Genomic DNA, 26,439 nt, shown 5'->3' on the forward strand with positions numbered 1-26,439 from the left:
TACCCCACATTGTGAGGTATCTGCCTTAGCTTTTAGCATCTATTCTTTTTTCAGAATTTCATGCAGCTGACGTTTGTCTGCTTCTAGAGCCCGGGCCTGGGCTTCGATATCCTCCAGATCTGCCTCCGCTGCTGAAAACTCTACGTCCTCTGCCTTCGCCTCGTACAGCATTTTCATCTTCTCGGTCTTTGAGAATATTTGCGAGTTCTCTCTATCCATAGTATCGATCGTCTCCCTTCTTATTAAGAAAATTATTATTCAAATCATCCCGCCTGCTTCTTCAATTAAGCGTAATGCTTGATCATGGGACTCCGAATTCAAGATCACCGTAAGTAAAATATCTCTACCCGTCGGTCCTCCATCTCCGCCATGACTCATCCCACTGGCGCTGGTATCAGCAGCAGCTAGTATGCCTGTGTGTGCACGCTCAGCAGTCATGGAGTCCATTCTGGCAACATTGCCTGTCACTGGGTTTACCCCTGAGCTAAAGCTCGTGCCTCCATATCTACTGAAGCGATCAACGGAAATTTCAATGGCCCGAAGTGCACGGAGCTTACGAGCAACACCCTCCGCTTCTTCAGGACTTTTAAAATAAGCCAAAATAGATCTTTCCGACATCTTATCCCCGCTCTCGCTTGAAATTCAGATATCTGTTGCATTCCTTTATATTGTCTTCATTTCACTTCTTTTATGCCCTTTTTTTCTCATACTCCACTTATTTACTGGGAATTCGACATTTTCCTCGACGCTTCCCTGCAATATAGTGCTAAAGTTGTATATTCGATTTGAAGTTATAGCTGTAGAATAAATTTAATTTTCATAATTTTTTACATTTTACGCTGAGGAGGAGAACTACAGATACACACTGCAATATAAAAATTCATTTGGGAGGATGAACTTATTTGAAACGTACCTTTAAACACTCTATTCAAAAATTTGGTATTGGGGCGGCGAGCTTCGGACTGGCTGTTTCTGTCCTTTTTCCATCCGCTGCATTTGCGAACTCATCCCTTGAAACATCAACTAACCTAGCTAATAATGTACAGTCTCAAAGTGTGACCCCTCATAACTACGCGGGTGTGCTCAAAGGTTCAGCACCAGTATCCGTGATCGTGGAATTAACTAATAAACCAGTCAGTGTGTATGAAAATGAGGCTAAAACTTCTTCTTTACGATCCTCAGTCTCCTTACAACGCAGTAAAATTATCTCAGAGCATAAAAGCTTTATTTCCTCAGCGCAGAAAATCGATGCCGACATCGGTTTTGAATACAGTGAAATTTTTAACGGGTATTCCATTACGTTGCCAGCCAATCAAGTAAACAAGCTGCTAGAGCTTCCGGGCGTTGCGGCTGTTTATCCAAATGATGAAGTATATGCGTTAGCAGACAGTGTTGAGGTAGCGACTTTGCCTGTTACACGTTCCTATTCAGACAGTGGCAATCTTATAGGCGCGGATAAACTACATGCATTAGGTTACACGGGAGAAGGAGTAAAGGTAGCCGTTGTCGATACTGGCATCGATAAAAATCACCCTTTATTAAAGGATAATTATAAGGGCGGTTACGATGCCTATGATCAGGATGATGATCCGTCAGAAACACCACCTGATGCTAACTTCCCTCCAAAAGCAGGTAACCCTTACGAAACTTCACATGGCACTCACGTAGCCGGTACAATTTTGGATGTTGCACCTGAGGTAGATTTGTACGCATATCGCGTACTCGGCCCTTATGGTTCCGGGCCCACAGCGGTTGTAATCGCGGGTATTGAGAAAGCGGTCGCTGATGGAGCTGATATAATTAACCTCTCACTGGGCTCTGATGTCAACCAAAGCTATTCCGCAAGTTCAATTGCGATAGACAACGCCATAAAGTCGGGCGTGAATGTTGTAGTTGCCGCCGGTAACGCTGGACCGGATGTAGGAACATTGGGCGAACCTGCTGGATCTCAACTCGCACTTAGTGTAGGTGCTTCTACTACCCCAGTGAATACCCCATTCTTTGATATTGGCGATGTTAAAAAAATTCCAGGGACCTTAGCAACTTACTCCCCAGACTTAGTTGATAATATTGCTGGCAGTAAGATCGTTTACGCTGGTCTTGGAGGTACTTCCGATTACACAAATTTGGACGTCAAAGATAAGGTAGTCCTTGTCGATCGAGGTGTGCTGAGTTTCGGAGATAAATCTCTAAATGCCAAAGCAGCTGGAGCCAAGCTTGTCCTAATTGCTAATAATGCTGCTGGTGAAATCAGTCCCACCCTTGGTGCGCCCGGGATTTACATTCCTACCTACGGAATTACTCAAGCAGATGGGAAAAAGATAAAAGCTCAATTGGATGCTGCTAAAGATATTATCAGTTACTATATAGGGCTTGAAGTCAATCAGTTAGCAAACTTCAGCTCTATGGGCCCGGGGATGCCGGATTATCTAATCAAACCTGATGTTGTAGCTCCTGGAGTAAATATCAACTCCACAATTCCTAGCTGGAGTGGGGATTACGAACATGCTTATGGCTTAAAAAGCGGTACAAGCATGGCAACCCCACATGTTGTAGGGGCTGTAGCTTTGCTACTGAGTGAAAACTCTGATCTTAAGCCAAATGATATTAAAGCGTTGCTGATGAACAATGCGGATCCTATTTTTAACCGTGATGGGGATGCTTACTCACTATATCAACAAGGTGCCGGATTAATTAATTTGGAGAAATCAGCAAAAGCTGAATCTATCGCTAAAGTTGGGGAGAGCTTAATTAGCGGCCTTCCTGGGACTGTAGAGATCCCTTATTACACAGGTTCCTTGTCCTTTGGCCTGCTCCCAAAAGGAGCTAGCGTAACGAAATCAGTCTATGTGGAAGACTTTAATGGGAATGAATCAACCTATACTCTTTCCACCGAATGGCTTACAGAAGCGCCTGGTGACATTAGTATTAATATTGCACCAAACAGCGTTACCTCAGGTGTAGATCAATATGCACAATTTACACTAAAGGTATCTGACACAGCAAAAGAGGGTGCATATGAAGGGATCCTGTTCCTAACCTCTGATACTGAAACTCTTCGTCTTCCCTTTAATGCACTTGTCGGCGATAAATTCAACTTAGAGCCTGTTAATCAGCTTTCTTTTGAAAGTCCACAGATTTCTCCTAATGGGGATGGACGCTCAGACGACACCACCTTTACCTTCTCTGTCAATGAAGAACTGGATGGCATAAGTTTCGTAGCCTCTCCAATAGATGCTCCTGCGACAGTTTTAGGTGAAGTTTATTCTATCGATGAAAAGGTCTATCGTGGCGTTTACGAGATTACAAATTGGGATGGAACGTTAACAGACCTGGAGACCTCCGCCAAGTCCACTTTAGCAGATGGTCATTACTACATCACTCCTGTGCTTCCTAATGGGCAACTGCTCGAGAATCAAAAGACCGAGTTCACAATTGATACCGAGAAGCCATTAGTTTCCGGCATCACACTTGAGGAGTATGAACGTGAAGCGCCAACCGATCCTGGTGCGGCTCAAATCAGCGGTTTTATTGATGATGACCTAATGGCCTATTATATTTCTAATACACAACCTATTGGAAACTGGTTTACCGTGTACGCCGAAGGTAAACATTATGATGGGAATACTTATAAATTTGGCGGTGTGATTGCAAATAACGGTGCTTTTTCCATTGACGTTCCTGTTAACGAGGGACTTAATGAGTACAAAATCTATGTGGTTGATAAAGTAGGTAACGGCGCGGACGACGATGATTATGCTCAGCGACTGCTTTATAGCACTGGAGATGGTATTTTCAATGTAACTCCGTCTCTATCTGCAGCCACCATTGATGTGGGACAACCGGTAACCGTTGATCTTGGGTATTCCGTGACAGATGAGGTTTATGGCGTCTATGGGGCTTCATTCGCTGTCATTTACGACGATTCCCTTGAAACACCGGTAATCCAGCCAAGCGTACAACTGGCTACGTATCAAGAGGAGAATTTCTCAGGTATTCCACTTACAGAATTCTCACAAACCTATGATCTAGAAGACGGCCGCAAACTGACACAGTATAGCGTCAATTTGTCAGGTGGTGCTTATCACGGCTCTGGCTCACTAGGCAAAATAACCTTCAAACCTACAGTAGAAGGAGCCTATTCCCTCGAGCTGTATGATGTGCAGATCTGGAATGATGCTACAACATCAACAATCCCATCTGGTTTGAGAACGGTAAACGTAAGTGTTAAGACACCTGAAACACCGAAGCCAACACCAACTCCATCACCTGATTCGTATGTACCTACAGCAACCAGTGCTCCCGCTTCTGGAATCGCATTGAAATCTGGGAAGCTAGTAGAGAGTGCAGATCCAGCAGGTGGCCAGCCTTCAGCGGTGTTCAACATCTTAGACACTGCACTTGCAAATTCGATCCAGAATGCAAAAGATAAAACTTCTGTTCTTGATCTTAGCGATGTAAGCTTCAATAAATATAGCCAAGTTGTTATTTCTCTTACCCCGGCCCAAGCCGAGCAGTTAAAGAAATCGGAGAATGCACTCCGCCTAAACGGTAGTGGGTTCAATGTACTTATTCCAGCCGCGACTCTTCCGGATTTCATCAGCAGCAACGGCTTGACCCTTACGATTAGCCTGACAGATGCAGGCAACACAGCAGTTTTAGCAGGTAGCTCAGCAGCAATAAATATCGGTTCTTCCATTCTCACCATCAAAAATGGTTGGACAACCCGAAAGCCGATCATCCTTCAGCTTAATCTAAAGGCCAGCAGTCTTCATGATGCACGAAAGACTGCCGCTTATGTAGAATCAAAGGATCATAAATGGTCCTATCTACTACCTGGTTCTATCTCTAAAGAAGGGATTCTACAGTTTAACGTTACTGGTGACGGTTCTTACAGTGCAGCATCCCGAAAAATAAGCTTTAAAGATATTGGCACACACTGGGCTCAAACCGATATCGAAATCCTTGCTTCACATGGTATCATTGCCGGCAAAGGAGCCGATGGCAGCTTTAAACCTGCTGACACTTTAAATCAGGCAGAGCTTCTAACGCTCTTCGACCGTCTACTTGGAAAAGGTGACACTTGGAGTACTCGCATCAAAGAAAGTGGATCTCGTGATGTGCTGACTCGCGAGGAAACAGCTCTTATCATCGCTAAGGCTCTTGGTGCTGATCTTACAGTAGCAAAGACACCTTTAAGCTTTAAGGATGCGGATAACATCGCTGCGGAGGCACGCAACGCTGTAGCCTATGCTGTAACCAAAGGTTATCTCAAAGGTGTTACTGCGGACAGCTTCAATCCACAAGGTACACTGACTCGTGCACAAGCAGCAACAATTCTGAGCCGTGTGCTTGAGGACCTACGTTCTTCGAACAACATCTAGTTGAACTATAAAAAAGCTGTTCCAATGCATACCCTGCATCGGAACAGCTTTTATTCAATTACTCAATTAATGAAGTTAGAAATATCAGTCCCCGCGGAACGCACGCTTCACACGATCAAAGAAGGATTGCTCATGCTCATGTGTGTTTTCTCCATTTAGAGAGGCGAACTGTCGCAACAAATCTTTTTGCTCATCATTCAGCTTGCTAGGTGTCACAACAATGACTCTAACATGCTGGTCACCTTGGCCAGATCCACGTAGACGTGGAACACCTTTACCTTTAAGGCGGAAGAAAGTACCGGTCTGCGTTCCCGCAGGAATCTTCAGCTTCACTTTTTCCGTTAAGGTAGGAATCTCAATCTCATCGCCAAGTGCAGCCTGTGCAAATGTAAGTGGAACCTCGCACATAATATCATCGTTCTCACGTACGAAGAAATCATGCGATTTGACACGGATGACAATATACAAGTCTCCAGCAGGACCACCGCGTAAGCCGCCCTCGCCTTCGCCAGTCATGCGCAGCTGCGCACCGTCATCGACACCGGCAGGGATGCGTACATGAATCTTACGCTGCTTCTTAACTTTACCCTGTCCGCTACAAGTCGTACATTTTTCCTTAATAATCTTACCTGTACCACTGCAATGCGAACATGGACGACGATTACGCATCTGTCCAAGTGGTGTATTCTGTACGAATTCCTGTTGCCCACTACCATGACAAGTGGAACAAGTCTCTGGTTTAGTACCCGGTTTAGCCCCGGAGCCGTAGCAGGTATCGCAAGTTTCCGTACGTGGAATAGTGATATCAGTTTCTTTACCGAATACCGCTTCCTTGAATTCAATGGTCATCGTATACTGCAAATCCCCACCACGCTGTGGTGCGTTAGGATCACGACGTCCGCCGCCGCCAAAGAACATATCAAAGATATCGCCTAATCCTCCGAAGTCGCCACCGCCGCCTCCGAAGCCGCCCATACCTTGGTTAGGATCAATATGGCCATATTGGTCATATCTAGCTCGCTGTTGTCCGTCGCTAAGAACATCGTAAGCTTCTTTTACTTCTTTAAACTTAGCTTCAGCGTCATCTGCTTTATTCACGTCTGGGTGATATTGGCGCGCCAATTTCCGGTACGCTTTCTTCACCTCGTCGTCTGAAGCATCTCTACTGAGGCCAAGCACTTCATAATAATCGCGTTTATCTGCCACTGCTTTCACCTCCGTACATTACATACTCAAATTCCTAATTACCTGCCAAAGAAACCATTATACGATAAAACCCCAGGATCTGACCATCCAGTTCCAGCAGATGTTTATTCTTACAATATCAGAAGGCGCATTCGCGAAGAGTGTGCAAACTGATATTACAAAAGGAAAGTCAAAACACGGGATGACCCGGTTTTGACCTTCCCTTCTTAACTATATAAGAATTTATCAGTTACGCCCTATACACTTATCGTTTAAGGTTACCCTTGATTCTTATCTTCGTCAACAACCTCATAATCAGCGTCAACTACATTGTCTTTCTTAGGAGCGCCTTCAGCAGCTCCAGCGCCACCTTCAGCACCTTGCTCTGCTTGAGCAGCTTGTTCGTACAGCTTCATGGACAACTGTTGTACAATCTCAGTCAATGCTTCTGTAGCTGCATTGATTTCTTCAAGATTGTCAGTTTCAAGTGCTGCTTTCACTTTATCTTTAGCTTCGTTTGCTTTTTCAACTTCGGAAGCATCAGCTTTATCACCAAGATCTTTGATCACTTTCTCAGTGGAATACACGAGTTGGTCAGCGCTGTTCTTCGCTTCTACCAATTCTTTACGCTTACGGTCTTCCTCAGCGTGAAGCTCGGCATCCTTCATCATTTGTTCTACTTCTGCGTCGCTCAGACCGCTGGAAGAAGTGATAGTGATCTTTTGGCTCTTGTTAGTGCCTTTATCAGTTGCAGAAACATTCACGATACCGTTGGCATCAATATCGAAAGAAACTTCGATTTGTGGTACGCCACGTGGTGCTGGTGGAATCTCGTTCAGCATGAAGCGTCCCAATGTTTTGTTGCCATTCGCCATTTGGCGCTCACCTTGTAGCACGTGAATCTCAACGCTAGGTTGATTGTCAGCAAAGGTCGAGAATACTTGGGATTTACTTGTAGGAATTGTAGTGTTACGCTCGATCATCTTCGTGAACACGCCACCTGCAGTTTCGATACCGAGGGAAAGCGGAGTTACGTCGAGCAATACAACGTCCTTAACATCACCAGTCAATACACCCGCTTGAACAGCAGCACCAAGAGCTACAACTTCATCCGGATTCACACCTTTGTGTGGATCTTTACCTGTAAGCTTCTTAATTGCATCTTGTACAGCAGGAATACGTGTAGAACCACCAACCAGAACGATTCTGGTAAGGTCTGCAGGCGTCATACCAGCATCAGACAATGCTTGACGAGTTGGTCCCAAAGTACGTTCTACTAGACCAGCAGTAAGCTCATCAAACTTCGCACGAGTCAAGTTGATCTCCAAATGCTGAGGTACTCCGTCAACTACAGTGATGAACGGAAGAGAAATAGTAGTTGTCAGTACGCCCGACAATTCTTTCTTCGCTTTTTCAGCTGCATCTTTCAAACGTTGTACAGCAGATTTATCTTTGCTCAGATCAATGCCTTGCTCTTTCTTAAATTCGGATACCAGATGATCCATAACCACTTGGTCAAAGTCATCGCCACCAAGTTTGTTGTCGCCGCTTGTAGCTTTTACTTCAAAGAATCCATCGCCCAGTTCAAGGATAGATACATCGAACGTACCGCCACCAAGGTCATAGACAAGGATAGTTTGATCTTCGGATTTCTCCAGACCATATGCCAAAGCTGCAGCTGTTGGCTCATTCACAATACGCAAAACTTCCAAGCCTGCAATTTTACCTGCATCTTTAGTAGCTTGACGTTGGCTGTCATTGAAATAAGCAGGAACTGTGATAACTGCTTGAGTAACAGTTTGGCCAAGATATGCTTCTGCATCGGATTTCAGCTTTTGAAGAATCATTGCTGAAATTTCTTGTGGGGAATAGTCTTTACCATCGATGCTTTCTTTATGGTTAGTACCCATGTGACGTTTAACAGAGCTGATCGTACGATCAGGGTTAGTAATTGCTTGGCGTTTAGCTGTTTCACCGACGATACGCTCGCCGTCTTTCTTAAAACCTACCACCGAAGGGGTTGTACGTGCGCCCTCTGGGTTTGGAATTACAACGGCTTCGCCGCCTTCCATTACGGCAACGCAAGAGTTCGTGGTTCCTAAGTCAATACCGATAACTTTACTCACAATAATTTGCCTCCTCTAAAGGTATATGGAGCATTCGCTCATTAAAATAATAAAATATTTAAAAAATTCGATTGGTACATGGTGGACAGATACTGCCCGTCCTATATATACAGATTACATGCTGACTTTGACCATAGCAGGACGAAGGACTTTATCTTTCAGGAGGTATCCCTTTTGGACCTCTTCCGTTACGATACCCTCTTCGTACTCCTCGCTCTCCACCTGCATAATAGCCTGATGGTATTCAGGATTAAAAGGCTGTCCTACTGTTTCCATAGCCGTAAGTCCCTCGGACTTCAATACCCCATCTAGCTGACGGAAAATCATATTAACACCCTTCACGAAAGCTTCGGATTCTGGGCTGCTAGGAGTAGTCACTAAAGCACGCTCAAAATTGTCCAGTACTGAAAGCAATTCAGTCACGAGCTTGGAGGTGGCATATTGAGCCAACTCTTCTTTCTCCTTCTGAGTACGACGACGGAAGTTATCGAAATCAGCCTGCGCACGCAGCGCACGTCCTTGATATTCATCAGCGAGATCCTGCAGACGTTTTACCTCCGAACCTGTGTCTGAAGCACCTTCACTAATTTCTTCTGCCGTAAATGAGTCGGTTTCCGAAGCTACATCAGCCTCAGGTTCCTCATTTATCAATTCATCTTTGAATTCATTAGCATCTTGAACTTGTTCCTTTTTCAAGTTGTCTTCACCTCCTTAAAATCATTCATTAAAATCATTCACGTAATCAATGTTGACTCTGTTCACTTATACCAGTGTGCCAGCATCGCTGTCAAATCTCGGGATAAAATGCCCAAGATCCCCATCACTCTTGCATATTCCATTCGTGTCGGACCAAGGATACCAATGCTCCCCAGTGCCTGCCCATCAAGAGAATAAGTGGCGGTGATCAGACTGCAGTTAGCGAACGCTTCATGATTGTTCTCCGTCCCTATTCGGACCTGGATACCTGTGCCGCCTGTTGTAGGGGCCAGCATTTTGAGCAATGTAGGCGTCTCTTCCAGCAGATCAAGAATGCTTTTCACCTTGTCAACATCCTTGAACTCAGGCTGTGTAAGCATATTCGTCGCTCCACTAAGATAGATACGCTGCTCTTGATCACTTTCCAGCGCAATGTCTAGCACTTGCATTAATTCTTCATAATGTGAGATGTGACGCTGCATTTCCTCGCCAAGCTCGGAATACAGCCGAGTCTTCAGCTTATAGAGTGGTACATTGACCAGCTTACTATTCAGTAGGTTAACCACTTTCTCCATCTCGGAAACGGATATCTCCGGCGGAATGTTCACCGTACGGTTCTCAACTTGACCCGTACTTGTAACAATAATCGCTACAGCGGTTTTATCATCTAGTGGTAACAACTGAAAATGACGCAATGATGTATGAAAAACCTCCGGTCCCAGAAGGATGGAAGTGTAATTCGTCATATTGGAAAGAATCATCGCCGCATGTTGGATTACCTGCTCCATCGCATTCAGCTTCTCGGCAAAAAAAGCGCGGATCGTGCCCATCTCTGCCGTTTCGGCGGAATTCCACGGTACCAAATGATCCACATAATATCGGTATCCTTTATGGGAAGGTATTCTCCCCGCCGATGTATGAGGCTGCTCGAGATAACCCAAATCCTCTAGGTCAGCCATTTCATTTCGAATAGTTGCAGGGCTGTACCCTACATCACCCCGTTTAGAAATGCTGCGAGATCCTACTGGTTCTGCCGATGAAATATAATCATCTACAATTGCATTTAGTATCATTCTCTGGCGATCAGTTAACATGTTATCCCCTCCTACCCGGCTATTGGCTCCGATTCGTTAGCACTCGACTCAGATGAGTGCTAACCACTAATACAAAAATACCAAACTGACATTGACATTGTCAAGTCAGTTCAGCATCTTAAGTACTGCTATTTCATCGCAGGCATGCTGCTTTTTACAATTCACGCAATCTGTCCATACCTTTTCGGGAAAAATCTCTTTCTCGACGACTTCGAATCCATTTCTAAGAAAGAAATCTACGGCGTAGGTTAATGCCATGACCTTAGGGATTTTCTGGTTTCTGGCTTCCTCAACCAACTTCTCTAAAATCATTGAGCCTACACCTTTGCCCTTACCTTCGTCATTCAGACCGATCGAGCGAATCTCTACAAGATCATTCCCGAGTCTGAAGAGTGACCCACAGCCAACGAATCTGCCGCCAATTTCTGCAACAACGAATTGATCGATCTGGCGTGTCAGCGCCTGCCTGGAACGGGGCAACATGATCCCGCGCTGTGCGTATTCTTCTATCATCAGATACAACGGTTCAACATCTTCTATCACAGCATTTCTGCAAATCACCTGTGCGTCTCCTGCTGGAGACGAATGGCGGATCATTTCCGTCTTGGCAAGCACTTTAATTCACCCCTCTGTTGATAATATGAATAAATATACAACAGAGTGAATTACAATTCAAGGGGTATTTTAAAATTAAACTTCTGTCAGTGCGCCTACAAATTCTGCGAAAACATCGTTCCCGAAAAGGATCCCTTGCTTGCTGAGTCGGTAAGTCCCCTCTTCGTGCTCAAGTAGACCCGCATGCAGCATCTTATGCAAGGATTTCGCAAATACATCCTCAATCGAACGCCCAAATTGCGCTTGAAAAGCCTCATTAGAGACGCCTTCATGCATACGTAAGCCAACCATCATAAAGTCCTCCATCGCTTCTGCTTCAGTGATTGGGTATGCGTCTAATCGAGGCAACCCTTTACGTGTAGCTTCAACATAAGGATTCACACCCTTAACATTAATATGACGCTGGCGCCCCACATATCCATGTGCACCTGCCCCGAGACCATAATAATCTTCATTACGCCAGTAAGTGATATTGTGACGACTCTCCATACCTGGTTTTGCGAAGTTACTGATTTCGTATTGGTTATAGCCCGCTTCCTTCATAGATGACATCAACAAGAGGTACATTTGCAGTTCATCTTCTTCATTAGGAAGAGGAAGTTTGTTCTTATTAAATAGGGTGTGAAAAAGAGTGTTCTCCTCCACCTTCAAGCTGTAAATAGAATAGTGGGGTAAATCAAGCTCCAAGGCCTTACGAATACTTTCGCCCAGCATCTCTACAGTTTGGTTCGGCAAACCAAACATAAGGTCAACCGACAGGTTGTTAAGACCAACTGCACGAGCATTCTCCAAGCTGCGGTATACATCGTCAACATTATGAATCCGGCCAATACCCGTAAGGAGTTCGTTCTGAAACGCCTGAACACCAAAGCTCACCCGATTCACGCCGCCTTCTTTCATAACCGCCAACTTATCTATATCCGTAGTTCCCGGATTTGCTTCCATAGAGAACTCGATATCTTTATCCCAGTTTGGGAAATGTGTCCGAACTGATTTTAGAAAATAAGCCATCTCATCCGGCTTCAGTACTGTTGGGGTACCACCGCCGACAAAGATCGTTTTGATGACACCCGGTGGAGTGTTCTTGACGGTCAGCTCCATTTCTCGATCCAAGGCTTGGAGATAATCCATAACCGGCTGATCCTTGAGAACGTAGGAATTAAAATCACAATAAAAGCACTTATTGGTACAAAAAGGAATATGAATGTATACGGCCTCAGGGGGACGGCCATTAGTATTCGTAGTCATTAGCTGTCTCCTTTATATAAAAATATCGTTTGACTAGTGTAATCTAAAAAACAAGAAAAGGGAAGCCTGACGGCTTCCCTTCGAGGGGCGATCATTTATAAATGATCTCTATTTTAAAATACAAAAAAGTATAAGTTTTACGTTATCCTATATATTTTGTATTTCTCGCAGAAACGGATACTGTCCCTATAAGGACGGCTAAGCCGTTTCTTCTTAATATATCCGCATTTCCACGAGTTCTGCACGTTCTCCTCCGTTAGTTTCATGAATAACGATCCGAACAGCGTCCGTAAGGACAGGCTTCTCTAAACGATGTACGTTCTTCCGGCGATGATTGTCTTTGACGCGGAACATGACTTGCCACACGCCATCAATGAGCAACTCTACATCGTAAGCCTTTACTAGTTCAGGAATAACTAGAAATGGCGTTTCATGGTGATGTAAGTTGATAAGATCCTCATTAACATCATCGTTAAAGGTAAAATGAATTTCAGAGACTGAAGTAGTATCCGGGAGACGCGCCTCTACCCACTCCGTTCTACCAGCAGTCATCGGCTCAGAAACCCAGCTATGTGGCCCTGCAAAAGGTCGAACATACCCGTCAGTGACTTTGGATGCAGCATATGCGGATGTTTCTACCGCAAAACAGAAATGCCTGCGTACAAGCTGTTTCATGCTCCACTCCATCACCGGCTGATCTGGCTGATGATCCTCCAGCGCTGAATCGACTACAGGTTTAACGCCTCGCTCAAATGTAATAACACCTGTGATTGGGGTTTCTGAAATATGCAATTGAATATGCTCATTTGCTCGAATAATAGCGAAGATATTACATTCGCCGATTGAACTCCACTGCTCCTCTTGTACCGGAACATCAATCCATTGCTGCTCTCCAGCTTGTACTATTACAACATCAACCTGTCTACACTCTGCTGGAACGTAATTTTCCGCACGCCCAGTCGTCCATAGCTCAACGGTCAGCTCTGACTGAGTACTTGCTGACACAAGCAGCTTCAACCCAAGGATATTTCCTTCAACCGGAAACAAAATTCCTACGTCATGAGAAAGCTCATAAGCTTCGGCTGGACGATCCAGCAGTATACCATTCATCGTGCTGGATGCATGAATCTCGCTTTTTCTGGCGAGGTCCAGCGGATCTTCGTTGCGCAATCCAATAATCGAAGCATCTTGCTTTAACATCACCTGTTGCAATTCATGCATATACTGCTTGCGAATTTCACGAGGGGTTACACCTTTGATGACGGATAATGCTGCACCTGTTCCAGCCGCTTCACCCATGATCGCACAGGTTGCCATGACGCGTGTTGTTCCAAAAGCCACATGAGATGCGCTGATATTCCGACCCGCGAAGAGTAGATTTCGCACATTTTTCGAATAGAGCGAACTAAATGGAATATGATAAATCCCATCCGCATGCAGATGTTTCGAGCCGCTCTCTTCTGCATACATCCCTTGCGGTGGATGCAGATCAATCGACCATCCTCCGAATCCAATCCGGTCTTCAAATTCACGCTGCGCAAGAATATCATTTTGCGTTAAGATCGTATCGCCAACAAACCGTCTGTATTCACGTTTACCCGGAATTGAGCCAACCCACTCCAGCGTCATATTTTCGGCATCAAAATGACCTGAGTTTTTAATGTAATCCCAAATCCCATAAATAACAGAGGATAGCTCATCACGTATACGTTCATTCTCATCCACCGTATCAAGCTCACCGCCCCACTCAATCCACCAGTAGTGACAGCCTGAATCTCCACTCCGAATGACCCGACGGATCGGAATCGACGTTGTTGTAATATCCTTCGCGAACGATGGAGCAACATAACGTACCGGTTTTCCTGTATCCTGTGTATAAAACAATAATGTACTGCCTAATGTAATGTTATCAGGCACTTCAGGTGCCCATTCCTCATTAAATTCATGGCGGGCTTCACGTCCTAATCGGAAATCAGCTCCTGCCAGGAAGCCAACCAAACCATCGCCCGTGCAATCGATGAACGCCTCACTCTTGAACGTAATCAACCGCTCAGATCCCATCATCCAACCAATCACACTGCGAATCGTCCGATCCTCTGCCTCACCTTCCGCTTCCACTTCGCGTACATCGGTATTTAGGAACAGGCTGATATTCGACTCTGCCTTCACGGCTTCGAGTAACGTTAGATCCCATAAGTATGGATTTCCCTCCGGGTTCCGGTATTGATTCTCGATGAATAACTCACCCATAATGCCTGTCTCACGTGCATATCGATTTACACCATGTCCTGTTGCACCACATACCCATACCCGAACCTCTGAACTCGAGTTACCACCAAGTACAGGACGATTCTGCACTAGTGCTACCTTTAACCCTAGGCGCGCTGCAGCGATCGCCGCGTTCATTCCTGCAAGTCCACCACCGACCACTGTTACATCGGATTTAACCGTTTCTGTTCTCATGTTAGTACCCCTCCTATAGTTAGCCTTTCACAGCCGAACTTGAAATCCCTTGAATAATGTATTTCTGACCCACAAAGAAGATAATAATCATTGGAATAATCGCAGCCGATGAAGCAGCCATCATCCCGTTGTAGTCCACATTGTTCTCAAGAATAAAATTCTGCAATCCAAGCGGAATGGTATATAGTTTAGGGCTTTGCAAGAATACAAGCGCATTCTCATAATCATTCCATTGCCAGGAGAAATCGAGAATAGCAAACGTTGCTATTGCTGGTTTCGCTAATGGCAGAATTACGCGGAAAAATATCTTATAATGCCCCGCCCCATCCAAAAAAGCAGATTCCGTAATTTCCTTAGGAATGCTCATAAAGAACTGCCGAAGCATAAATACACCGAAGATTGAGAACATGGCTGGTAGGATCAGCGCCCAATGCGTATTGTAAATCCCAACCCAGTTAAACATGATAAACTTTGGAACAAAAAGTACCTGAGGCGGAACCATCATCATGGATAAATATATGACAAATAGTCCATCTCGACCTTTGAACGAAGTACGTGAAAATCCGTAAGCAGCAAGGGCAGATAGAAACACCGCCCCCACAGTTCCAATAATTGAAATCTTAAGTGAATTTAAATAATACGGAACAAAATCATGACTTCCTGTCCACACCCGAATATGATTGCTCCAGTTGAGAGATGAAGGCAGCCATTTGTTAAACACCTCGGCAGGTGTCTGAAAGGATGTGCTGAGCATCCATAGGAAAGGCACAATCATAAATAGTCCTAGAACAAACATGATGATCGTTACTGGCAGTTTCACCTTCATGTTTCCTGCTTTTTCATTCATACCGCCTGCTCCTTTAAATTATGGTTTCGGGGCCCCCCGCAAAGCTTCACTTTGTGGGATCATTTAGTAATGAACCCAGCGCTTTTGGCCGATCCACTGAATGACTGTAATGACGAGAATGACGGCGAACAAGAACCATGAAATGGCTGAAGCGTATCCCATATCGTAATAACTGAATGCTGTTTTATAAACGAATAGTGATAAGACCGTCGTACTTCCGCTAGGACCTCCAGCCGTAATGGCTTGAATTATCGAGAACGATTTCATCGTCATAATTAATCCTGTAATCATTAATAAGAAAGTTGTGGGACTAACAAGAGGCCATACAATTTTCCATGTTGTTTTGAATGTGCTTGCACCATCGATCCGGGCAGCTTCCAGCTGTTCTGTCGAAATTTCCTGTAATGCAGCTAAATATATGATCATATTGTAGCCAAGCATCAGCCAGATTTGTACGATATCAATGGCATACATTGCGGTTTCCGTATCCGCAAACCATCCTGGCGGCGATGTTATGCCAATCCAGCGAAGCATTTCATTGATGGGTCCCTGTGAAGGCTGAAATAGCAGCATCCAGACAAATGCAACGGCTACTCCACTGGAGATATACGGTAGGAAGAACATTCCACGTAATACGCCTTTAAGATACACACTGCGGTTTAGAAATAGCGCTACAATAAATGCGAGCACCATCGATACTGGAACCGATATCAGGAATATCACCGTATATTTGATCGAGGCATAGAAATTATCGTCATGGAACAATCGTTTGAGATTATCCAGCCCAGTAAATTGCCAATTCGGATTTGAAAATTGATAATTCGTAAACATGAGGACAAAGGAATAGATTGCAGGAATAATAAAGAATAAGAGAATACCAATCATATTCGGAAGAATAAAGGTCATGCCGATCCAGCCTTGTCTGTCCATCCAGCTTCTCCGCTTCACGGTATCGCCGCCTTTCGTATGCTGAAAAATGGGTACACGAAAGAGAAGAACGAAGAAATCTTCCTCCTTCTCTTTTATGCTAACTATTTCATTATTTCAATAACTCTTGCGAACGGGTTTGCATATTCTTCATCGTGGTTTCAATATCTTGCTTATTTAAGAAGTATTTTTCATACTCTTCTTTACGTGCATCAATGGCTTGTTGAGTTACATTTAGCTGGAAGGACGGGAATTTGCCGAATACAATTTTATTCATTGAATCTGTATCATATTTGTCTTCCACACCCTTCATGAGAAGGCTCATTGCTTCCTTACTATCTACACTCTTAGAGGCTGGAATACGACCACCGCTTGCCATTGGCAGCATACCGCCATCCGCATACCATTTTGCGAACTCCCAAGCTGCGTCCAGATTCTTGGATTTCGCATTAAGAGAAAGCATGTCACCCACACCGCCCGAATATTTATAATCCTTTTGATCTTTATTCACTTTTGGAATAGCGGCGAACGCGGTTTTGAAATCATGCGGATAGTCTTTCAAGTTGTTCGCATTTCGGAAAATAAACTCACCTGCTGCTAGCATTGCCGCTTTGCCTTGCAGGAACATGGTGTCAACCGGCATTTTACTGGTCAGTTGCTCGCCATATTCCGGTGTGGATTTGTCCACGAACATCATGTTATGCAATATTTCCAGGTGTTCTTTCCATAGATCATTCCCAAAGTTTGAAGTACCATCCGCCTGTTTCACACCCATTCCAGCAAGCGTACCGTCCATCGTTGTTGGGAAGGAGGAATCTGCCTGCAATAATCCGTACACACCAGGCTTCGTTAGCTTCTTCGCATACTCCTCAAGATCTGACCAGGTCCAGTCCACCGCAGGAATCGGTAATCCTGCTGCATCCAGCATATCTTTGTTCAACCATACAAACGCCATGTTTTTCTTTGTAGGAATCCCATAGTACTTATCATTGATTTTCCACATTGCTGCGTCTTCGCCGATCTGGCTGTCGATATCATAATCTGTCTTCGTGCTTAGATCCAAGGCAACGCCTGCATCCATACGTTTCTGTAAATGAGCAAGATCGTAGTTCATGAAAAGGTCTATGTTTTGATTGGTCATCAAGGCAGTATCCAGCTTTAAGTTTCCAGCATCGTCATTTACATTACGGATATACTCGACTTGAATGTCTGGATGATCTTTATTCCAGTTATCAATTACAGCTTGAGGCCCGGCTTCTGCAGGAACTGCCCCCCACATCGTAAGCTTTATTTTCTCCTTTGCTGTTTGTCCATTTGCACTGCCCTGCGCATCATTACTTCCACTAGTACCACAACCAGCCAGCATCGTACCTGCTAATAAGACAGAAAGCACTGCAGGATACCACTTTTTCTTCATCGATATCTTCCCCCTTGGAAGGATTATGTGTTGTGCTCTACGTCTATAACTTTATCATCAGAGCGGATTCTGGGGGATGAACTACATTTGGGAAACTATAGAACGTTTTTTGGTTCTTTTCGAAATTCATTTGGCGTGACGCCACACCACTTTTTGAAAATTTTAATAAAATAATTATCGTTCTCAAAGCCCACCTGCTGCCCAATCTCACTAATTGTTAGCTTCGTCTCTGCAAGCAGCATTTTCCCAGCCTGAATACGCCGCTCTTGAATATAATTCGTCAACGTTTTCCCTGTCTTTTTCTTGAATAAGTCACTTATATAGCTGGCATCCATTCGGATCAACTCTGACATGGATTTGAGCGAGATTTCCTCAGAATAATGTTCTTCAATATAAGCAATTATTTTGTTCATCTCCACATGATCTGTCGGTCCCGTTTGTTGCTTCTCAGGAAACCATTTATCGGCCTTCTTCATCTTCACCATTCGCTCCAGCTCGGCATGAACCTTATCCATGGTCTGCTTCAAACCTTGTAGATCTAAAGATAACTTCAGAATGTAGTCCGAAGCTCCAAATACGAGCGCTTGCCGGGCATATTCAAATTCACTCAATGCGGTCAACATTACAAATCGGCAGTCGAAGCCTTCCTCTCGAGCAACTTGAAGGAGCTTCACCCCATCCATCACTGGCATATTGATATCCGTCACTACCACATCTGGATGAAGCTCACGAATCATTTGCAAGCCTACTTCTCCATTCTCCGCCTCACCTATAATTTCAAACGGGATTCCAGCCTTTAAGAATAACTTTCGTATACTTTTAACCGCGGGTTGTTCATCATCCACAATTAACGTTCTCCACATGTGAGCTTACCTCCATCGTAAGGTTTTGAAATAAGAAGTGGAAAATGGATAATCACTTCAGTTCCTGTGTCTGATGATACAATGTCCATACCTGTCCGTTGATTCTTGAACAACAGCTCTAAGCTCTCCCTAATATTCTGAACACCGATTCCTTGTCGTTTCCGTGCAGCCTTATTCAGCTGTGCTCTTTCTATCCCCATGCCGTTATCTTTAACCTGCAGATATAGTTGCTGTCCAGTCACCTTAGCGGAAATATCAATTCTCCCTTGTTTCACAGACTGACCGAAGCCGTGAATCAAGCTATTTTCAATTAAGGGCTGAAGACAGAATTTAGGGATTAATGCGTATTGTAGTTCCTCGTTGATATCATATTGAATCTCAATCCCATGTCCGAAGCGTTGCCGCTGAATCTCCATGTAAGATTCAATTAGTACAATCTCATCCTTTAACAGAATCAAATCCACTTCCGTATTTAAGGTTGTTTCCAATATTTTGCCTAGTGCAACACAAATTCCATAAATTTCATCATCATCTTTATCTAAGGCGATGCTCTTTATCGTATTCAATGTATTTAGTAGGAAATGTGGATTCATCTGCGAAAGTAACACCTGAAATCGAACGAATTGCTTCTGTTTTTCTTCAAGCTGAAGACGCTGCAACAGCTCATTTAAATCATGGATCATTATATTGAAACTCTGAGTCAGTGCAAGAATCTCTCCCCGCCCTTGCTCGGGTAATTTCATTTTGAGATTCGTTTTAGCGGTCATCTCCATCTTCTTCTGCAGCTTCTTTAGCGGCACTGTAATCGTCGATGATATAAAATAAGTTAATAGAACAAATAGCAGTAGTATGACTCCAAATACAGCAAAAAATCGTTGCTTCTGCTTATACACCTCAAGAAATAGCTGTGCTAGCTGTACCTTTTTAACGACATAACCATTCAACTCTTCGATGTAGCTGTATGTGTATAAGCTCTTCTCCTTCGGATCGATGATAGATGCAGCACGCTCTGTCTGCCGCTGGTGATCACTCTTCACAATACTCTGCGCAATATCTGGAGAAAAGGTCTCATCCTTATCCGGATTAAGCATCATTCTCCCTGAGGCATCGAGTAGAAAAAAAGAACCTTCCTGTTTACTCCCTAACGTTGATCTAGTAAACCACTCCTCATAATCGATACTTAGTCTTGCATAGGCATAAATGTTAAAACCATTATCACGCATAACCTCATAGAGGCTAAGCATTTTCTTACTTGTCGTACTTTCCCGGACCACATTATTCTTATCATTCGGATTCCATATATATCGATTCGCTCCTTCTCGCTTCAATGCTTGAACCCAATCCTCCGATTGGATTTCATCGTAGCTCAAGGTTTCCCTCGGCATAAAGGAAGTGTATGCGTTTCCATGAAGGTCGATTAAAGTATAATACACCGTCGCTCCACTCATGAAGAATGTATTTTCAATCGCTCCAAACTTGTTTTCAACGAGCTTTTTTCTCGTGATTTCATCCGATTGCTCGGGATTCTTCATTATCGATAAAATCGTTGTATCTTGTTCAAGTAATGACCCTGTTTTCATAACGAGACTCATGAGATCAACAAAACCATTCTTAATCCCAATAAGCTGCTCTATGTTCTTCGTTTCCGCATTATCCTGAAGCATTTGTTCTGTCTCTTTGAAGTTATACAGAACGAGTATGGCAATGGGTGTTAGTACCAACAGTAAGAAAGCTAACAAAATCCGATTCTTAAAGGTACTTGGCGTAAGTTTCAAATATAATCGCTTCACGAGGACTCCCCTCACTTTGTATGTGCTTACAATCCTTCCCCCTATTGTAATCTGCTCCTGCTTAAAAAAATAGAGCCGGGATATTCTCCCGGCTCTACCTATTTTCTACTCATCAATCTTCAGTACTGCCATAAACGCTTCTTGTGGTACTTCTACACTACCCACTTGCTTCATGCGTTTCTTACCTTCTTTTTGCTTCTCCAGCAGCTTCCGTTTACGGGAAATATCGCCGCCGTAACATTTAGCAAGTACGTTTTTGCGCATCGCCTTAACGGTTTCACGCGCAACCACCTTCGTACCCACAGAGGCTTGAATCGGCACTTCGAACATTTGACGAGGGATAATCCCACGTAGTTTCTCACAAATGATACGTCCGCGGTTGTATGCACGGTCACGGTGAACGATAAAGGACAAAGCATCAACCTGCTCATTGTTAAGCAAGATATCCATCTTGACCAGATTCGAACGACGGTACCCGCAAATTTCATAGTCGTAGGATGCGTAACCTTTTGTACCTGATTTCAACTGATCAAAGAAATCATAAACGATTTCAGAAAGTGGAATCTCGTAAGTAATCGTTACACGATTAGTATCAAGATACTCCATATTTACGAACTCGCCACGTTTGTTCTGGCACAGCTCCATTACGGTACCTACAAAGTCGTTAGGCACGATGATTGCTGCTTTAACATATGGCTCTTCAATGTAGTCAATCGTTCCGATTTCCGGATAATGTGACGGGTTGTCGATTTGAATCATTTCGCCATTGGTCAGCATAATTCGATAAATAACACTCGGTGCTGTTGTAATTAGCGGCAAATTGAACTCGCGCTCAATCCGCTCTTGAATGATCTCCATATGCAAGAGTCCAAGGAATCCGCAACGGAAACCAAATCCAAGCGCGCTCGAGCTTTCCGGCTCAAAGCTTAGCGAAGCATCATTAAGCTGGAGCTTCTCCAATGCCTCACGAAGATCGTTATAATCTGAGGTTTCAATCGGATACAACCCGCAATATACCATCGGGTTGATCTTACGGTAACCTGGAAGCGGCTCAGCAGTAGGATTCTTTGCGTCAGTGACAGTATCACCGACACGGGTATCTCCAACATGCTTGATCCCAGCTACGATAAATCCAACATCCCCGATGTTCAATTCATCGACAATGGTCATACGCGGCATAAATGCGCCAACTTCAATGACCTCGAAAGTCTTCTCAGTTGCCATCATCTTAATCTTCGATCCCGCACGGATTTTACCGTCCATTACGCGCACATAGACGATAACGCCTTTGTAAGGATCGTAATGAGAGTCAAAAATCAACGCTTTAAGCGGCTCTTCTGAATTACCGGATGGCGCAGGAACCTGCTTCACCACCTGCTCCAGAATTTCCTTGATCCCGATACCGGCTTTGGCAGATGCCATAACCGCTTCACTGGTATCCAGCCCGATAACATCCTCAATCTCCTGCTTTACCCGGTCAGGGTCAGCGTTTGGCAAATCAATTTTGTTAAGCACAGGTAGGATTTCAAGGTTATTATCCAGTGCTAAATACACATTGGCCAGTGTCTGCGCTTCAATTCCTTGAGCCGCATCCACAACCAGCAGTGCGCCTTCACATGCTGCAAGACTGCGGGAAACTTCATAGGTGAAATCGACGTGTCCCGGTGTATCAATCAAATTGAGATAATACTCTACACCATCGTCTGCACGATAGGTTAAACGCACGGCTTGCAGCTTTATTGTGATACCACGTTCGCGCTCCAGATCCATCTGATCGAGTACCTGTTCCTGCATTTCACGCGTGGTTAGTGCCCCCGTGTATTCCAAAATGCGGTCAGCTAGTGTCGATTTACCATGGTCTATATGTGCAATAATCGAGAAATTGCGAATTTGTTGTTGTCTTTTCTGAACGTCAGTCATTCCTTACCCCCACAGACAGCCTGATATTAATCCACTTATTATAACAGTACAAGCTTACTCCATCAATCCCGCCCTTACGTAAAACAGAAGAAACAGCTATTCACGTACCCGTGAAATAACTGTTTCTCCTGAAATCATTGTGATTCTTCCGCCGAATCGAACAATGAGACTACCCAGCGTATGCCCTTCTGAGAAGCTTGCTGCAGAAGGCCTGCCGTTTTATCCGCTATCACATCGACTGTCGGCTTTTGTTCCTCAGGAATCAGAATCTGCTCTGGAGTTTTCGTATTATACCCATCTACCACCTTCTGAGGAAGATCTGTAGTTGGCGCAGGATTGCTATTCTGAGGCAATGGAGAAACAGGCGTATATGCACCTGTGAGAGGGTCGATCACCATCGGAACATACACATAAGTCTGCCCACCTTGTGTAACCCCATTCTTAATCGGCTGTGATTGCATGCCCGTCACTTGACTGGTTGGCGTAGTCGATAGGTCGGTCCAGCCTGGCAACAGCTTAGAGACGGTCGCCCCTCCGCTGCCGCTGAACTGCATACCTAACAGTATGCCGACCCCTGCCCAAATACCGACCATAACCAGTTTTTTACCGAAACGAGACATGTAAGCCACTCCTTTTTAAATACTTGGTAATAAAGCTGTTTATTCTAAATTAAATGTCTGTAGCTTAAGAAGCTCCGTTCGACTTTTGAGGTGCTGTAGCATTGGTTTGTCCCTTGCTCTCTTGGGTTGTGGGATTCGTCGCCTTGCCAGCAGCGTTTACCTTCTCCGAGTCATGACTGCTCCAGTACACATCCGCAATAGCGTCTGCCAAAATATCAGCCGTACGCTTTAATTCCTCTGCTGTATTATCAATACCGCCCACTTCAATCAAGACACTGTTAGGTGAGAGGGTTTGGTTGTACTCCCCGTTGTTTCCTTTACCCGCAGCTTTTCCCCATATTCCGCGAGATATTCCTGGGTAACTCTTTTCAATCGTTTGATGAATCTTGTTCGCAAACTCTTCGTTCTTCTTCCAATCTTTATTCGCATGTCCAATAATAAAATACACCTGAGCGTAACTTTTCCCATCAATCACTGCAGTTGTTTTGCCATGACGCTGCGAGTCGCGGTGAATGTCGATAAGTTCACTCATTTCTTGATTTGAGCTCATCGCAGATTTAACCAGCATTCGAGAGTATTTGTAGGAAAAATTCCAGTTATAGTCGGCAATTTTTGTTAGAAAATCTTCTTTGGCATGAACTGTACCAATCCCGCGTTGTTCCAATCTTTTCGTAATATATGTTCCTACCAGCATTACATTTTTAGAAGAAACCGCAGAGCTTGGATTTTCGTTCGCTACTCCTAGTAGAGGGTTATAGGCCTCCCGAGGATGTGAATGATAGATAAGGATCCGTTTAACTGAGGTGTCCTTGGGATTATCTGTCTCGCTTTGCGGATCACTCTTATCCGTACCTCCCGCAGCTCCTGATGGCTCAGGAGACGGAGCTATTGTCGCTTCAGGCTGCTGTGCTGGAGTATCTTCGGGCTTGTCCACTTCGTTTGGAACCGATGGATCAACCTCTTCCCCTCCACCCTCAGCCAGTTCATCCGTTCCCGGATGATAATCAACAGGAGCTCCTGTAGAGCCACCCGAGCCTTTTCGTAAAAGAAATGGATCATCCGCTGCCAAGCCTGGCACTTCACGAGAAACTAGACTCTTCGGATCACTTGGATTCACACTGGTCAGCAATTGAAATACAAAGGAAGTTACTTTTTCACCTGAAAAAGCGGAAGGCTCTTTCCCTTGCGGTAAATGGGGGACCTCCATCCCCAACAGCTCCATGAAAAATCCACTCGATAGGGAGGCCGCAAGCCCCTTCATAGATGGAATGGGTGAAGAGTTCAACTTCTGTCCGGCCAATCCACCAGCGCCAAGCAGCATAAAAAATACTAGCGAACCTCCGGCCAACAGCAGCATCGTTCTTCCCAGCGATAAAGCATCCAGCACTCTTCCACGTAAACGGCCGATGTTCCAAAGCTGAAACCATTTTTTATTCATTATATTTATGTCCTCCTCCAGCCCTCTGTAATCTCTTATACTCCAAATCTATGAGCGAAAGAGAAATAGTAGAACCGTAAATGAGAGAATAGACATAGAGTCCGGCGAGATACTGTACATCAGCATCCCGCCGGACTTGTGCTAGCTATAATTCAATTAGTGGGTATAAGCGCCGACATTCTCAGGATCGACCGCATCATGCAGGGCCGCGTTCAGACCACTGGCTACAATATTGGCGATGCCTTCAATAAATTCATCGATTTCCTTCGGTGTAACGATCAAATCATGTCCTAGTGGCTCAAGTACTTCCTTCACTAGTGACAATCGTTCCTGCTCAGAAATATCGTCTAGCATCCCCATAATTTCCTTAGTGTGACCAGCTCCTTGTCCGAAATGATTCTTCATCATCTCCAGTACATTATTTACAATGGTCGAAGCATAGCAAACTGTAGGAACACCGATAGCAATACAAGGAACACCCAGAATTTCCTGCGTCAATCCACGTCGTTTATTACCAATCCCCGAACCGGGGTGGATACCGATGTCGGCAATTTGAATCGTCGTATTGATCCGTTCAAGCGAACGGGATGCCAGCGCATCAATAGCAATAATAAGATCTGGCTTTGTACGATCCACGATCCCCTGTACAACCTCACTCGACTCGATACCCGTCAACCCTAACACCCCGGGAGCAATAGCACTTACCTTACGGTAGCCTGGAGAGACCTGATCCGGCACGAGCTCATAAAATTGCCGAGTAATGAGCGCATTCTCCACCACCAGCGGCCCCAATGAATCTGGAGTCACATTCCAGTTACCGAGTCCAACGATCAGTACAGATGCATCCTTACCAATCCCAATCCTAGTCAGGAAGTCCTCGAATTCGCGAGCAAAGACTTCAGCTACTTTTTGCTGCAAGCCAGTATCTCCATTGCGCAATGCTGGTACCTCAAGCGTGACATAATTCCCAATCGCGCGACCTATCGCCTGTGATCCGGCAGCGTTAGCCACACCAAGCCGGGTAACTTTTATCCCATCAGACTCTTCCACTTCTTCGTTTACACCAGGGATTGGAGTCTTTTGTGGCCCTTGAGCCATTTCCTTTGCCTCTAACGCCAAGTCCGTGCGTACCGAATATAGCTGCAGATCCGGTTCCATTGTTCCAGCCTCCTAAAAGTTTTGTTAGTATCGCTCCATTGAATTACTTCGGACAAAACTCACATCGGAAGCGATACTTAGTTTTGTGAGTAGACACTTCTTTGAGTTACTTCGGACAAAAACTCAAATTGCAAGCTTCTGCCTATGCTCTTTTGTCGATAGTGTGCGAGAGAAAGCCCTTGTTTATGCAGGTTAAAATGGTTTAATTTGAAAGCTTTAAGTATTGCTTTTTACTACCGGTCATGCTAAACTATTTTAAGTTGTGAATCATTTGATAATGATTTCGAATGTCTTACAGGAGGTGAATGCAATGCCAAATATTAAATCCGCGGTTAAACGCGTAAACACGAACGAAAAACGCCGTGCACTGAACGCTTCCCAAAAATCCGCGCTTCGTACAGCTGTGAAAACTGCTGATGTAGCACTGACAGGTACGGAAGTTGAAACTGCTCAAGCTGCTTTCCAAGCTGCTTCCAAAAAGCTGGACAAGGCCGTAACTAAAGGTCTGGTTCATAAAAATGCGGCTGCCCGCAAAAAATCCCGCTTGGCGAAGAAATTGAACGCTCTTAAGGCTCAAGCCTAGGACGACATTCATAATGAGCAATTGAAGAACCTGACCGCTATGTTTCATACGGTTGGGTTTTTTTG

At 44.5% G+C, this 26,439-nt stretch carries 20 protein-coding genes; 2 read left to right on the forward strand and 18 right to left on the reverse strand.

Features of this window, described 5'->3' with window-relative positions; all coding sequences use genetic code 11:
* Positions 1-39 precede the first annotated feature (39 nt).
* Both NYE25_RS14030 and NYE25_RS14035 read right to left on the reverse strand, forming a co-directional pair.
* Complete coding sequence (locus NYE25_RS14030; protein WP_341146144.1) at positions 40-219, reverse strand: YfhD family protein; 180 nt, start codon at positions 217-219, stop codon at positions 40-42.
* 39 nt (positions 220-258) lie between these two features.
* Entirely contained in the window at positions 259-618 is a 360-nt protein-coding gene (locus NYE25_RS14035; RefSeq protein WP_042190997.1) for a hypothetical protein, read from the reverse strand.
* A gap of 284 nt (positions 619-902) precedes the next feature.
* Here NYE25_RS14035 and NYE25_RS14040 point away from each other — a divergent pair, with 284 nt between their 5' ends.
* Positions 903-5,384: a S8 family serine peptidase gene (locus NYE25_RS14040; RefSeq protein WP_341146145.1), complete on the forward strand. Its 4,482-nt coding sequence runs from the start codon at positions 903-905 to the stop codon at positions 5,382-5,384.
* A gap of 84 nt (positions 5,385-5,468) precedes the next feature.
* Here the strand turns inward: NYE25_RS14040 and dnaJ are convergent, their stop codons facing one another.
* The 16 genes from dnaJ to gpr all read right to left on the reverse strand — a co-directional run bounded on the left by dnaJ (position 5,469) and on the right by gpr (position 25,791).
* Positions 5,469-6,590: a molecular chaperone DnaJ gene (gene dnaJ / locus NYE25_RS14045; RefSeq protein ID WP_042130386.1), complete on the reverse strand. Its 1,122-nt coding sequence runs from the start codon at positions 6,588-6,590 to the stop codon at positions 5,469-5,471.
* A gap of 257 nt (positions 6,591-6,847) precedes the next feature.
* Positions 6,848-8,695, reverse strand: a complete 1,848-nt coding sequence (gene dnaK, locus NYE25_RS14050; protein ID WP_042190999.1) for a molecular chaperone DnaK — start codon at positions 8,693-8,695, stop codon at positions 6,848-6,850.
* A gap of 114 nt (positions 8,696-8,809) precedes the next feature.
* Entirely contained in the window at positions 8,810-9,391 is a 582-nt protein-coding gene (gene grpE / locus NYE25_RS14055) for a nucleotide exchange factor GrpE (RefSeq protein ID WP_076284809.1), read from the reverse strand.
* Between the two features lie 62 nt (positions 9,392-9,453).
* On the reverse strand, positions 9,454-10,485 hold the full coding sequence (gene hrcA, locus NYE25_RS14060) for a heat-inducible transcriptional repressor HrcA (protein ID WP_042191003.1): 1,032 nt from the start codon (positions 10,483-10,485) through the stop codon (positions 9,454-9,456).
* 105 nt (positions 10,486-10,590) lie between these two features.
* Positions 10,591-11,082 carry an N-acetyltransferase gene (locus tag NYE25_RS14065; RefSeq protein WP_042194380.1) on the reverse strand — a complete coding sequence of 164 codons (492 nt, stop codon included), beginning with the start codon at positions 11,080-11,082 and terminating at the stop codon, positions 10,591-10,593.
* 93 nt (positions 11,083-11,175) lie between these two features.
* Entirely contained in the window at positions 11,176-12,348 is a 1,173-nt protein-coding gene (gene hemW / locus NYE25_RS14070) for a radical SAM family heme chaperone HemW (protein ID WP_042191005.1), read from the reverse strand.
* A gap of 213 nt (positions 12,349-12,561) precedes the next feature.
* Entirely contained in the window at positions 12,562-14,811 is a 2,250-nt protein-coding gene (locus NYE25_RS14075) for an FAD-dependent oxidoreductase (protein ID WP_341146146.1), read from the reverse strand.
* A 19-nt stretch (positions 14,812-14,830) separates the two neighbouring features.
* Complete coding sequence (locus NYE25_RS14080) at positions 14,831-15,658, reverse strand: carbohydrate ABC transporter permease (RefSeq protein ID WP_341146147.1); 828 nt, start codon at positions 15,656-15,658, stop codon at positions 14,831-14,833.
* A 63-nt stretch (positions 15,659-15,721) separates the two neighbouring features.
* Positions 15,722-16,606, reverse strand: coding sequence for a carbohydrate ABC transporter permease (locus NYE25_RS14085; RefSeq protein ID WP_231573337.1), 885 nt, complete (start codon positions 16,604-16,606; stop codon positions 15,722-15,724).
* 91 nt (positions 16,607-16,697) lie between these two features.
* Entirely contained in the window at positions 16,698-18,002 is a 1,305-nt protein-coding gene (locus tag NYE25_RS14090; RefSeq protein WP_341146148.1) for an ABC transporter substrate-binding protein, read from the reverse strand.
* A 95-nt stretch (positions 18,003-18,097) separates the two neighbouring features.
* Positions 18,098-18,865: a response regulator transcription factor gene (locus NYE25_RS14095; RefSeq protein ID WP_341128947.1), complete on the reverse strand. Its 768-nt coding sequence runs from the start codon at positions 18,863-18,865 to the stop codon at positions 18,098-18,100.
* Entirely contained in the window at positions 18,850-20,655 is a 1,806-nt protein-coding gene (locus NYE25_RS14100) for a cache domain-containing sensor histidine kinase (RefSeq protein WP_341146149.1), read from the reverse strand. The genes NYE25_RS14095 and NYE25_RS14100 overlap by 16 nt, the downstream gene beginning before the upstream one ends.
* A gap of 105 nt (positions 20,656-20,760) precedes the next feature.
* Entirely contained in the window at positions 20,761-22,575 is a 1,815-nt protein-coding gene (gene lepA / locus NYE25_RS14105; protein ID WP_036677511.1) for a translation elongation factor 4, read from the reverse strand.
* Positions 22,576-22,709: 134 nt separating this feature from the next.
* Entirely contained in the window at positions 22,710-23,195 is a 486-nt protein-coding gene (locus tag NYE25_RS14110) for a hypothetical protein (protein WP_149647636.1), read from the reverse strand.
* Between the two features lie 64 nt (positions 23,196-23,259).
* Entirely contained in the window at positions 23,260-24,633 is a 1,374-nt protein-coding gene (locus tag NYE25_RS14115; RefSeq protein WP_341146150.1) for a stage II sporulation protein P, read from the reverse strand.
* Between the two features lie 156 nt (positions 24,634-24,789).
* Complete coding sequence (gpr, locus tag NYE25_RS14120) at positions 24,790-25,791, reverse strand: GPR endopeptidase (RefSeq protein WP_283908689.1); 1,002 nt, start codon at positions 25,789-25,791, stop codon at positions 24,790-24,792.
* A gap of 310 nt (positions 25,792-26,101) precedes the next feature.
* On the opposite strand from gpr, the gene rpsT reads away from it, so the two are divergent.
* Positions 26,102-26,374, forward strand: coding sequence for a 30S ribosomal protein S20 (gene rpsT / locus NYE25_RS14125; protein WP_042130412.1), 273 nt, complete (start codon positions 26,102-26,104; stop codon positions 26,372-26,374).
* Positions 26,375-26,439 lie beyond the last annotated feature (65 nt).

This window comes from Paenibacillus sp. FSL E2-8871, from assembly GCF_038000345.1.
In the GTDB taxonomy this organism is placed as follows: Bacteria; Bacillota; Bacilli; order Paenibacillales; family Paenibacillaceae; genus Paenibacillus_AQ.